This window comes from Chitinophaga sp. G7 BAM 1005 (assembly GCF_057126945.1).
On record NZ_CP181478.1, the window covers coordinates 5,940,563 to 5,953,499 of the forward strand.

Consider the following 12,937-nt stretch of genomic DNA (forward strand, 5'->3'; position numbering starts at 1 on the left):
CCCATTACCAGTTAAGCTTCTCTTTGTTTAAAAACGCGGCTATTCCGCGTTTACAGTCATCATGGCCGCGGGTGGCAGCATTCAGTATGGCTGCGTGCGCCAACCCATCCGCTACCGGTAAGTCCAACACTGTGCCAATCAATTTTTTGGTCACCTTCAGGGAATTGGCAGAAGCTTCATTACATAGGCTGGCAGCTACTTTCGCTACCTTTTGGGCTATTTCTGATGCGGGTACCACCGCTGTGATCAGGCCATCGGCCGCCGCTTTTTCAGCCGTTACCAGTTTACCGGTCAACAATAACTCGCGGGAGCGGCCCTCCCCTATTTTACGAACCAGGAAAACAGCTACCAGGGCGGGAATAAACCCGATTTTCACCTCGGTATATCCCATCAGCGCTTCAGGTACCGCGTAACTGAGGTCGCACAGGGTTACAAGCCCGCAACCACCGGCAACGGCATGCCCTTCCACCTGGCCAATCACTATCTTATCAAGATCATAAATCTCCCGGAATAATTGCATCAGCTCCCGGGAATCAGCGAGATTTTCATCATAGGTATTTTGCTGCAGTTGCTGCAGGTATTCGAGATCGGCGCCTGCACAGAAAGCCTCCCCGTTCCCCTTCAGCACTACTACTTTCACGGCTTCATCGGCTGCCGCCGCACGGAATGCGGCACGGAGTTCCGCTACCATTGGCCCGTTGAGCGCGTTACGCTTCTCTGGCCGGTTCAGGGCGATGATGGCTACCCGTTCCGCTACAGTATACTGGATAAAAGAAAATGCCATAAACAAAGAATTATAAGCCTTGTTTATGGCAATCTAAGCAAAAAAAATTTAATGGGTAATCTCCTGTATTACCTGACCTACATTACCGCTGGGCATCTGGATATGCAGCAATGCAGCCAGGGTAGGCGTAATATCCGTCATACCAACAGTACGGTTGGTTTTACCCGGACGAACGCCCCAGCCCATCCACACCAGCGGGATATGCGCATCGTAGGGATACCATAAGCCGTGGGTGGTCCCTACATTGACGCCATCGATATAACCGGGCGTTAATACTACCTGTATATCGCCGCTCCTTTTGGTGTTAAAGCCGTTAGACAGCATCGTACGCATGGGCTCCGGCAAGGTGGTTCCCATGAGGTTATCTATGGAAAAGGCTTTGGCGATAGCAGGTGATTTCAGCAGTTCCCGGATCATAAACTGGCGGATGTCTGCCTCACTTTTACCTGCCTGTTCAATAGCATCATGGTTTAGCCAGAGCTGGTAATTATCGGCGCCTTTTACCACATTTTTCACCCCGAATTTAGCCGCTACCTGGTTGTTCAGGGAAGCTACAGCCGCTTTATCGTCCCAGGTGCCGGCCGGCAGCTTGTTTTCTGCCATGAATCCGGGTACATGTGCCACACCATGATCAGCCGTGATAAAGAACAGGTATTGCCCCTTGCCTACTTTCGCGTCGAGGTAGGTAAAGAATGCGGCCAGGTCCTGATCCAGTCGCAGATAAGTATCTTCTGCTTCTATTGAGTTGGGGCCGAACTGGTGACCAACATAATCAGGGGAAGAAAGGCTGATAGCCAGCAAATCCGTTACCGGACCTTTTCCGAGGCCGTAAGCTTCCATTGCTTTTTTGGCAAATTCCAGCGTCATGGTATTACCATAGGGAGACGCCGAAATAGCTGTATTGGCGATTTCCGACAGGTTGTGCGGGAAGGAGGTGTTACCGGCATTTTTATACTTTCCTTCGTACGGTTTTTCATCGGCCGTACTAAGGGTATAGGTAGATGCTGGATACAGCGTGGTCCACGGTTTGCTAAGATATTGCTGCGGGAATTTCTGCCGGTTAAATTCCTGTGCCCATACAGGCAGTTCACTCATGTAGTAGGTGCTACTCACCCAGTTACCGGTGCTGGCATCATACCAGAAAGCCGCGTTGGCACTATGTCCGGCGGGAAGAATAGCGCCACGGTCTTTAATGGCCACGCCTATCACCTTACTCTGGAAATTATTGGATAGCTTCAACTCGTCGCCGATAGTGGTTACCAGCATATTCCGGGGGCTCATTTTACCGGCGGCGGAAGAGCTGCCAACGGTTGTTACCGTGGTGTCTTCTGCGCAGTACATGGTGCGGCCCAGTTCCGGACTGTACCAGGTGTTGCCGATAATACCGTGGATAGCAGGTACAGAGCCGGTATACACACAGGTATGACCACAGGCGGTAATGGTAGGTGTGTAATTGATCAAGGTGTTTTCACAGGAAAAACCGTCCTGCAGCAAACGCTTAAAGCCACCGGCGCCATACCTGCCGGCATAGCGGTACAGGTAGTCCCACCGCATCTGGTCTACCACCATGCCTACAATGAGTTTGGGGCGGGCTGCCGTGTTGGTGTTTTTAGCAGAAGAAGGGTGTTGAAGCGGCTTTGGAGTGGTGTTCTGCGCTTTGCCGGCCATAGCAGATAACAGGAATGCAGCTGCCAGGAAATGTGTAAATTTCATTAGATTGTAATAATTTAAAAGTCACTGTAACACAACAAGATAGACTGTTATGTTCCATCAATAAATGCATAAAATGGCTTGCGCCAAATGTAAACCAAGTTTACAAAAAGTAATATTTTAATACCTTTGTGTCCATTTTAAATGGAATGAATTAACCATTACATAATATATCGTATGGATATTTTCGAGAAACTGCTGAAACATCTGGGCCCTATCGGGGAACATTCAGACAGAGCCCACGGCTATTTTGCCTTTCCTAAACTGGAAGGAGAAATAGGCCCCCGCATGAACTTCCGGGGTAATGAAAAGATTGTATGGAGCCTGAACAACTATCTGGGTTTGGCCAACCACCCGGAAGTGCGCGCTACCGACGCCAAAGCTGCTGCAGACTTTGGAATGGCGTCTCCGATGGGAGCGCGTATGATGAGCGGAAATACCAACTACCATGAGCAGCTGGAAAATGAGCTGTCTGATTACATGGGGAAAGAAGCGACTACTTTACTGAACTACGGTTACCAGGGCATCATGAGTGCTATTGATGCGATAGTAGGCCGCAGGGATGTAATTGTATATGACGCAGAGTGCCACGCCAGTATCCTGGATGGTTTACGCCTGCACCCCGGCAAACGTTATGTGTTCAAGCATAACGATATGGAAGATTTCGACAAGCAGATGAAACGTGCCACTGAACTGGCTAAAACCCAGGGTGGCGGTATACTCGTGGTAACAGAAGGCGTGTTTGGCATGGCCGGCGACCAGGGTAAACTGAAGGAAATTGCTGCGTTTAAAGATAAATATGAGTTCCGCCTGCTGGTTGACGATGCCCACGGCTTTGGAACAATGGGTAAAACCGGCGCCGGTACCGGTGAAGAACAGGGCGTTCAGGATAAGATCGACCTGGTGTTCAATACCTTTGCAAAATCCGGTGCATCTATCGGCGCTTTCATCAGCGGCGAAAAACAGATCATCAACTACCTGCGCTATAACATGCGCTCCCAGATCTTCGCTAAATCTATTCCGTTACCCATCGTTATCGGCCACCTGAAACGTGTGCAGCTGATGCGTCAGCATCCTGAAATGAAGGCAAAGCTGTGGGATAATGTGAATAAGCTGCAGAATGGACTGAAAGAACGTGGATTTGATATCGGCAGAACCAATTCCCCGGTAACACCTATCTACCTGCAGGGCGATATTCCTGAAGCTACTGCTATGTGCCTGGATCTGCGCGAAAACTATAACATCTTCTGTTCTATCGTGGTATACCCTGTTATTCCAAAAGGACAGATCATTTACCGCCTGATCCCAACCGCTGCGCACAGCGATGAGGATATTGAACTTACCCTCAGGGCATTCAGCGAAACCAAAGCAAAACTGGATGAGAAAGTTTACCAGGTGGCGGAAATTCCGATGGTATAACTGACATATTAAAATATTAAAAGCCTTCCTGCTTTCCAGGAAGGCTTTTCTATTTAAAATGGGAAAAGGCCAGAGGGGTTATGGCAAAAGAAGGTACGGCAAAATAATCGGGAAAAACAAAAAGGGCTGATGTTACTCAGCCCTTTACTTCAAATCGTTCTTTCACTAGGTGTAATTTTTCATTAGATTTCATCAGGACATGGTAGAGAACAACTGGTTTTCATAGAAATTGGAATAACCAAGTGATTCCAAATATTTTATACAAGTTCTTTTATTTTAATTCGGTCTTTTTACTCATCGATGCTTTCCAAAAATAGGTCAGATTTTATCAAAATCTATAACACATAAGTGGGATTTTGTTAATGGCTTGTTAAAGATTTATACTGCAATGATAAGTCACCCCGACGCCGGGCGCACCGTTTTTTTCCAATCCGATCAATAATTTTCCCCTTTGCGTAAACCGTTCCCGGGTTTATCGTGGTAACTTTGCGGCAGAAGCAACACATACTCAATCCTTTAACCATTATGGCGGTGATAAGGCAAGGCGGCAAAAGTGTATATAGCACTTTCGTTAATTAAGCCCGGGTATATTTTTAAGTCAAACTGATAAGAGACAGGTGTTCAACATTCAATGGAGCAAGCAATTTTTCCGCATGCACAGAATCACCGGGCTGGTAGCCGGCGCTATGCTGCTATTGGTGAGCCTTACCGGCAGTATGCTGGTATTCAGCGATGAAATAGATCATGCAGTATATGCCCATGCCTATCATGTATCTCCGCAGGCTGTTACCAGAACACTGCAGGAACAGATGAAAGATGCCCGCCAGGCACTTCCCGGAAATCCCTACCTGTTTTTTGTAAAACTGCCCCAGGCGCCTGACGAAAGTACCGTGCTGAGAGCCGAATATTCAGCAGATCACAAAGTATACATCTTCCTGAACCCCTATACCGGCAAAATATTACAACAATACGCCAATACAGACCATTTTACGGGTTATGTGATGTATCTGCACTTCACCCTGCTAAGTGGTAAAACAGGAGCTATAATCGTCTTAATTACAGGAATAGGGCTATTCCTGTCAGTGCTCACCGGACTGTTTGTTTACCGGCATGCGCTTGGCAAGGTGCTCACCTTCCGGCAGCCGCTGGAGTGGCATAACCGCACCCGGCGCTGGCGCAACCTGCATCGCATCATTGGTGTATGGGCGCTGCTGTTTAACCTGCTCATCTCTTTTACCGGCTTCCTGATGGAACTGAAAGTAATTGACGCACGGAAAAACACCAAAGCAGGATATACCGCCATCCCTTTTTCCGGCGAATATGAACCCCTGCTCATCAAAGCCGCTGCCACCATCCCCGGCTTCCAGGCCACAGGTCTGCGCCCACCCAAAAAATCAGGCGATCCGGTACGAATACTTGGTCATGCACATGAATCCGCCTTCTTCGGCGAATACGCTTCGTCGGTATTCATCGATGAAAAAGGCGCCGTTAAAAAAAAGGTGGATTTCAGTAACGCTGCTATCAGCGATAAATTCAACGCCTCCATCGCTCCTCTCCACTTCGGCAATTATGGCGGCATTATCCTGAAAATCATTTATTCACTCCTTGCCTTAACCCCTGGTGTATTATCCGTATCAGGATTCCTGATCTGGTATCGCAGAAAGTTCATTATCAAAATACACGGAAACAGAAAATGATGGCTTCCGGCTGAAATAAAAAGGGTCCGCATAGCTGTTATGCGAACCCTTTTTTATGTTGTTGAAAAGCGGAAGATTATTTCTTCAGATGCTCTTCAATTGCGGTATCATATGTTTTTTTCCAGGTGCTTACATTGCCCCAGTCTTCTCCATTTACACTAATGGATTCACCCGTTACAACACCCAGTTTTTCATAACGTACAGAGTTATCAGACGCATCTACCAAACCATGTAACAGCGCTTCGAACTTCTCTTTATCTGCAGGCTTAATAGTTACTACTACGCGGCTCTGGCTTTCACCGAACAGGTAAGCATCTTTACGGAATTTGTTGTTGAGTGCCAGTTCAAAGCCCAGGCCGGATGGCATAGCGCTTTCCAGCAGCGTAACAAATAAACCGCCGTCGCTTACATCGTGTGCGGATTGGATCAGCTTTGCTTTGTTCAGTTTGGTAATGGCCTGTTGCAGGCGCAGTTCTTCATCGAGGTTGAAATGCGGCGCAGGACTGTATTCTATACCGATGATTTTGTGCAGGTATTCAGAACTGTTGATATCGTTACGGCTGCGGCCTACCAGGTATACCAGGTCGCCTTCTTCCTTGAAGTTAAGGGTGATGCGCTGATCCAAAGAATCCAGGATACCCACCATACCAATGGTTGGAGTAGGATAAACCGGACCGTCGGGAGACTGATTATAGAAGCTCACGTTACCACCGGTAACAGGCGTATTGAATTTGCGGCAGGCTTCACCCATACCCTGTACAGCGTGTACAAACTGGTAGTACACTTCCGGATCGTAAGGATTGCCGAAGTTGAGGCAGTTGGTGATAGCTACCGGTTCGCCACCAGAGCAAACGATGTTACGTGCAGCTTCTGCTACCGCAATCTGTCCGCCTTTATGAGGATCGGCAAATACGTAACGGCCGTTACAGTCGGTAGTCATGGCCAGCGCTTTCTTTGTTGGTTTTACCAACACGACAGCAGCATCGCTCGGTGCGTTGGTGCTGGCGTTGGCGGTACCCACCATGCTATCGTACTGGTTGTAGATCCAGCGTTTGGAAGCGATGTTTGGTAATGCCACCATTCTTTCTGCTACAAAACGCGGGTGTTCTGTATCAGGGATATTCTGAATATCGAATGCTTTTACTTTAGCGAAATAGGCTGGTTCTGTGTAAGCGCGGTGATATTGGGGAGCGCCGCCGCCCAGTACCATACTTTCAGCAGGAACATCTGCTTCCAGTTCGCCGTTCATATAGAACTTCAGGTTTTTATCTTTGGTTACTTCACCGATCTGAACGCAGTGCAGGTCCCATTTTTCGAAGATATCCAGCACTGGTTTTTCTTCTCCTTTCTTCACTACTATCAGCATGCGTTCCTGGCTTTCGCTCAGCAGCATTTCCCATGCTTTCATATCTTTCTGACGGGTAGGTACTTTATCTAACCAGATGTTCATACCATGTTCGCCTTTTGCGCTCATTTCTGCAGTAGAGCAGGTGATACCCGCAGCGCCCATATCCTGCATACCAATAATAGCATTGGTTTTGATGATTTCCAGGCAGGCTTCCAGCAGTTTCTTTTCCTGAAAAGGATCTCCTACCTGAACGGCGGGTAAATCTTCCACGCTGTCTTCCGTGATATTGGCAGAAGCGAAAGAAGCGCCTCCGATACCGTCTTTACCGGTAGCGGAACCAACAATGAAAACAGGATTTCCTTCACCGTATGAAGTAGCGGAAACGGTTTGACCAACTTTTACAATACCTGCGCTGAATGCGTTTACGAGTGGGTTGGTACCGTAGCATTCTTCAAAATAAGTTTCGCCGCCTACGGTAGGAACGCCGAAGCAGTTACCGTAGTGGCCTATACCATGCACAATACCTTTTACCAGGTGTTGTGTTTTCTGATCATTAATATTACCGAAGCGAAGAGAGTTGAGTGCGGCAATGGGACGGGCGCCCATTGTAAAGATATCGCGGTGAATACCACCAACGCCGGTAGCGGCGCCCTGGAAGGGTTCGATAGCGGAAGGGTGGTTATGCGATTCTATTTTAAATACCACCGCGTAGCCATCACCTATATCTACCAGACCGGCATTTTCTTCTCCTGCTTTAACCAGGAGCCTGTCGCCTTCGCGGGGCAGAGACTTCAGCCAGACGATTGAGTTTTTGTAAGAGCAGTGTTCACTCCACATCACTGAGTACATACTTAACTCGGTAAAATTGGGGATACGGCCTAAAATAGATTTAATTCGTTCAAACTCGTCAGCGGTAAGTCCTAGCTGTTCAGCAATTTCTACGGTGGTTTGCATGTATTTAAGTATAAAAAACGAGATATTTAAAAGAAGTCGCAAAAGTACATGATTTTCCTTCAAATGCCAAGAGTACACCGTGGTGGCTTTTCTACTGTTTTTTTGCAGCCCGATATCATATTATTTATTTTTAAATTCATCAGATTTAAAGTCGATCTGCTCCAAATATTTAATGAAATGATAAAAAAACACCCCTTTTAAAGCCCTAAATGTAATTTTTCATTTAAAATGAACAATTTATTTGTATTTATAGCGATGGATGCGTTCTTTTGTGTAAAATAATTTACAGCATGCAATCGTTACGTTTCAAAGCGCTGGAAGGATTAGCTGGCGTAGACTCCACTCTCACCGAACATAACGGTAAAATTACCGATGTATTTGGCAGCAATGTTTTCTCTGGTAAAGTTGTTCGGGAATATTTGAGCGATGAGGCTTATAAAAGCCTGATGAACTCTGTTAAAAATGGCACCAAGCTGGAACGTAAGATGTCCGAGCAGATCGCTTCAGGCATGAAAGCATGGGCGATGAAAAAAGGTGTGACTCACTACACACACTGGTTTCAGCCATTGACCGGCACTACCGCAGAAAAACATGATTCATTTTTCACTTTGAAAGGTGATGGCACTGCACTGGAAACCTTTGATGGTGATGCATTGGTACAACAGGAACCAGATGCTTCCAGTTTCCCTAACGGTGGTTTGAGAGCTACCTTCGAAGCCCGCGGCTACACTGCCTGGGATCCTTCCTCTCCTGCATTCATCCTTGAGCAGGGTTATGGTAAAACACTCTGCATACCTACTATCTTTGTTGCCTACACCGGCGAATCCCTGGATTACAAAGCACCACTGCTGAAAGCACTGGCTGCAATGGACAAAGCTGCAGTAGACGTATGTAACTATTTCGATAAGAACGTTACTAAAGTAACCGGTACCCTGGGTTGGGAACAGGAATACTTCCTGGTAGACGAAACTATGGCTAACGCCCGTCCTGATCTGATCATGACCGGTCGTACCGTTGTTGGTCACGCTCCTTCCAAAGGTCAGCAGCTGGAAGATCACTACTTCGGTGCTATCCCTGAGCGTGCTTACGCTTACATGCGCGATTTCGAAGTAGAATCCTACAAACTGGGTATTCCTTTAAGAACCCGTCATAATGAGGTTGCTCCTTCACAGTTTGAGTGCGCTCCTATATTTGAAGAAGTAAACATCGCGGTGGATCACAACTCCCTGCTGATGGATGTAATGAATAAAGTGGCAAAACGTCACAAACTGAAAGTGTTACTGCATGAGAAACCTTTTGCAGGCATCAACGGTTCCGGTAAACACAACAACTGGAGCATGTCCACCGATACCGGTGTAAACCTGCTGGCTCCCGGTAAAACACCGAAGACCAACCTGATGTTCCTCACTTTCTTTGTGAACACCATTAAAGCGGTGCATGACTACGCTGACCTGATGAGAGCTGCGATTGCTTCTCCAAGCAACGACTTCCGTCTGGGCGCTAACGAAGCACCTCCTGCCATCATCTCCGTATTTACCGGTAAATACCTGTTTGATGTACTGCAGGAAGTTAAAAACCGTGTAAACAACAAATTCGACGAACAGGACGAAGCTATCCTGAAACTGGATCTGCACCGTCATATTCCTGAACTGTTGCTGGATAACACCGACCGTAACCGTACTTCTCCTTTTGCTTTCACCGGCAACAAGTTTGAATTCCGCGCGGTAGGCTCCTCTGCAAACTGTGCTTCTGCAATGACCGTTCTGAATACTATCATGGCTAAAACCCTGATTGACTTCAAAGCGGAAGTAGATTCACTGATCGAGAAAGGCGAGAAAAAAGAGATTGCGATCATGCAAACTCTTCGTAAATATATTGTAGATTCGGAAAAAATACTGTTCGAAGGCGACGGATACAGCGAAGAATGGGAGAAAGAAGCTGAAAGAAGAGGTTTACCAAACGTGAAAACCACTCCTAAAGCTTTGGATGCAATGATCACTCCAAAAGCAACCAAACTTTATGCTGAAACCGGCGTTTACAACGAAAAAGAACTGCACGCACGCCACGAAATTCTGCTGGAAGATTATGTGAAGAAAGTGCAGATCGAAGCCCGCGTAATCGGCGATCTCGCTACCAACACCATCCTCCCGTCTGCTATCAGCTACCTGAACGACCTGGTAACTAATATCAGCGGACTGAAAGGAATTGGCCTGGGCGACGAATCAGTAAAAGCCCAAAAACAAATTGCTGCTAAAATAGCTGAACATATTAATGTTATTAGTGAAAATGTACAGGCTATGATCGAGGCGCGTAAGGTAACTAATAAACTTACCGACAGCCGTCAGAAAGCGATTGACTACTGTGAAAAGATTAAGCCGTACTTTGATGTTATCCGCTACCACTCCGATAAACTGGAGTTCCTGGTGGACGACAAAAAATGGGCGCTGCCTAAATACAGAGAGCTGCTTTTCTTGCGATAAAACCGTAAGATTGTTTTGGTGTATGATTAGCCCCGGATTTTCATCCGGGGCTTTGTTTTTAGAATACTCCCTGGCTGTCAGGCTAATATCCGGCTGCCGTACATAATTAATTCCTTACCTTCACTGCACCGAAGTATTTTACATCCTTCCTACCTCCGCGTACACCTCAATAGCGAGTTTTTCTTAATCTAAAAAGATGCCCCAACATGAAAAAGTATTACCATCCGGCACTTTGTGCCATCGCCTTGCTATTTACAATGCTGCTCAGCAATTGTGTAAAGCCCCCGATTATTATTCCCGGTCAGAAACATTACGAAGTTGCCCGATTAATGGGAGAAATCCCGTTCCGCGGGCCGGATACCCTCCAGGTCAGCTACAACTCCAAACATTATCCCATCCAGATAGCCGGTCAACACATCAGTACTGGTTATCCCCAGTACTTATTTGGATATGACGACCAGTACAGGCTCAGGATTCTCATAGGCGCCTACTACGACGGTAATCCCGCCTACGAATTGGCGCACAAGTATTTATGTGATCAAAAAAAAAGAGTGATTTCAGACAGTACTTTTGAATTCGGCTACTATGACAGAAATACCCTCACACTGATTGATTCCCACCTTTTACTCGCGTTCAAAAAATACGTGTATGATAATCAGGACAGAATTACCCAGGTAACAGAACAACGCTTCCCTGGCACCTCTTATACCGAAATGCGTACCACTACATTTTTCTATAATTCATCCGGTAACGCATATAAGATTAATTCTGTTATAAAATATCCTGATAACAGCGTCTCTTCCTCCGATGTATTTCCAGTGTACGACAACAAAGTAAACCCTCATCAGCTGCATCCGGTTTGGCAACTGATAGATATTGACTACAGCAAAAACAATGCGTTTATAGCTGATTCATATAATAATTACGGACTGCCGGTGCATATCAGTACAGGAGTTAAATTCAGTGAAATTGTGTTCCTGTTAAACTCTTTCAGTAATCTTGAAATCGCTTATGAATATAAATAAGCCATACTTTCTGCGGATGTAAAAAACATAAAAAAAAGTCCTCCCGGTCAGGAGGACTTTTCAAAATAATATATCCGTTACCGTTATACCAGCTTAAACGTTTCTGTAAACTTCGTGGTAAAGTTACCTTTACGGAAGTTTTCATCTCGCATCAGCTGCTGGTGGAAAGGAATCGTTGTTTTTACCCCTTCAATCACAAACTCACTCAGTGCGCGTTCCATTGTATTGATCGCTTCCTCACGGGTTTGCGCCATTGTGATAATTTTCGCCACCATAGAATCATAGTAAGGCGGAATTACATAACCGGCATAAATGTGTGAATCCACTCTCACACCATGACCACCGGGAATATGCAGGGTAGTAATTTTACCTGGAGAAGGACGGAAATCGTTATAAGGATCTTCCGCATTGATACGGCACTCGATGGCGTGCATCTGTGGCGTATAATTTTTTCCGGAGATAGGAATACCTGCAGCAATTTTGATCTGTTCTTTTACCAGGTCGAAGTTGATCACTTCTTCTGTAACCCCGTGTTCCACCTGGATACGGGTATTCATTTCCATGAAGTAGAAATTACGGTGCTTGTCTACCAGGAATTCAATGGTACCCACGCTTTCATAATTAATAGCGCTGGCAGCCCTGATAGCAGCATCTCCCATTTTCTCACGCAGTTCAGGCGTCATGAACGGAGAGGGCGACTCTTCTACCAGCTTCTGGTGACGACGCTGGATAGAGCAATCCCTTTCGCTGAGGTGACACACTTTACCGTATTGATCGCCCGCTACCTGGATTTCAATATGACGGGGTTCTTCCACGAATTTCTCCATGTAGATACCGTCATTGCTGAAGGATGCACGGGCTTCATTTTTAGCCATGTTGTAGGCTGTTTCCAGCTCACTTTCTTCCCATACCACACGCATACCTTTACCACCGCCGCCGGCAGTAGCTTTGATGATTACCGGAAGGCCCATGCTTTTAGCGATGGTTTTCGCCTCTTCCACGCTCTGGAGCAAACCTTCAGAACCTGGAATAACCGGCACACCGGCAGCAATCATGGTTTCTTTGGCAGTCATCTTATCCCCCATTCTGCGGATCATTTCCGGAGTGGGGCCGATGAACTTAATACCGTGTTCCCCACAGATTTCAGCAAAGCGGGCATTTTCTGCCAGGAAGCCATATCCGGGGTGGATCGCATCTGCATTGGTGATTTCTGCAGCTGCCATCAGGTGAGGGATATTCAGATAAGACTCTGAGCTTTGTGGCTTGCCAATGCATACTGCTTCATCGGCAAATTTCACATGCAGACTGTCTTTATCCGCTGTTGAATAAACTGCCACCGTTTTAATACCCATTTCCTTACAGGTACGGATAATCCGAAGGGCAATTTCACCACGGTTGGCAATCAATATTTTTTTGAACATTGTTTTCCTTATAAGTTAATAATAGCTGTTAGCTTTTAGCTGTTAGCCTTTAGCCATCAGCGCACTACCATTGGTAAGTCTGAAAACTAAAGGCTAACG

At 46.4% G+C, this 12,937-nt stretch carries 8 protein-coding genes; 4 read left to right on the forward strand and 4 right to left on the reverse strand.

Translation table 11 applies throughout. The features are described 5' to 3' along the window. Positions 1-4: 4 nt before the first annotated feature. On the reverse strand, positions 5-784 hold the full coding sequence (locus tag ACMXI2_RS23715) for an enoyl-CoA hydratase/isomerase family protein (RefSeq protein ID WP_483778503.1): 780 nt from the start codon (positions 782-784) through the stop codon (positions 5-7). Positions 785-832: 48 nt separating this feature from the next. Next, positions 833-2,497, reverse strand: a complete 1,665-nt coding sequence (gene pafA / locus ACMXI2_RS23720; RefSeq protein WP_483778504.1) for an alkaline phosphatase PafA — start codon at positions 2,495-2,497, stop codon at positions 833-835. Positions 2,498-2,671: 174 nt separating this feature from the next. Here pafA and ACMXI2_RS23725 point away from each other — a divergent pair, with 174 nt between their 5' ends. Then, positions 2,672-3,913, forward strand: coding sequence for an aminotransferase class I/II-fold pyridoxal phosphate-dependent enzyme (locus ACMXI2_RS23725; RefSeq protein ID WP_483778505.1), 1,242 nt, complete (start codon positions 2,672-2,674; stop codon positions 3,911-3,913). Between the two features lie 653 nt (positions 3,914-4,566). Next, entirely contained in the window at positions 4,567-5,610 is a 1,044-nt protein-coding gene (locus ACMXI2_RS23730; RefSeq protein WP_483778506.1) for a PepSY-associated TM helix domain-containing protein, read from the forward strand. A 76-nt stretch (positions 5,611-5,686) separates the two neighbouring features. On the opposite strand, the gene purL is transcribed toward ACMXI2_RS23730, so the two are convergent. Further along, a complete protein-coding gene (purL, locus tag ACMXI2_RS23735) occupies positions 5,687-7,912 on the reverse strand; it encodes a phosphoribosylformylglycinamidine synthase subunit PurL (protein ID WP_483778507.1) in 2,226 nt (741 codons plus the stop codon). 290 nt (positions 7,913-8,202) lie between these two features. On the opposite strand from purL, the gene ACMXI2_RS23740 reads away from it, so the two are divergent. Both ACMXI2_RS23740 and ACMXI2_RS23745 read left to right on the forward strand, forming a co-directional pair. Continuing rightward, on the forward strand, positions 8,203-10,392 hold the full coding sequence (locus ACMXI2_RS23740) for a glutamine synthetase III family protein (protein ID WP_483778508.1): 2,190 nt from the start codon (positions 8,203-8,205) through the stop codon (positions 10,390-10,392). Positions 10,393-10,598: 206 nt separating this feature from the next. After that, a complete protein-coding gene (locus tag ACMXI2_RS23745) occupies positions 10,599-11,417 on the forward strand; it encodes a hypothetical protein (RefSeq protein ID WP_483778509.1) in 819 nt (272 codons plus the stop codon). Positions 11,418-11,500: 83 nt separating this feature from the next. Here ACMXI2_RS23745 and accC read toward each other — a convergent pair whose 3' ends face one another. Continuing rightward, the gene (accC, locus tag ACMXI2_RS23750) at positions 11,501-12,838 is read right to left on the reverse strand and encodes an acetyl-CoA carboxylase biotin carboxylase subunit (protein ID WP_483778510.1); all 1,338 of its coding nucleotides are present in this window, start codon (positions 12,836-12,838) and stop codon (positions 11,501-11,503) included. Positions 12,839-12,937 lie beyond the last annotated feature (99 nt).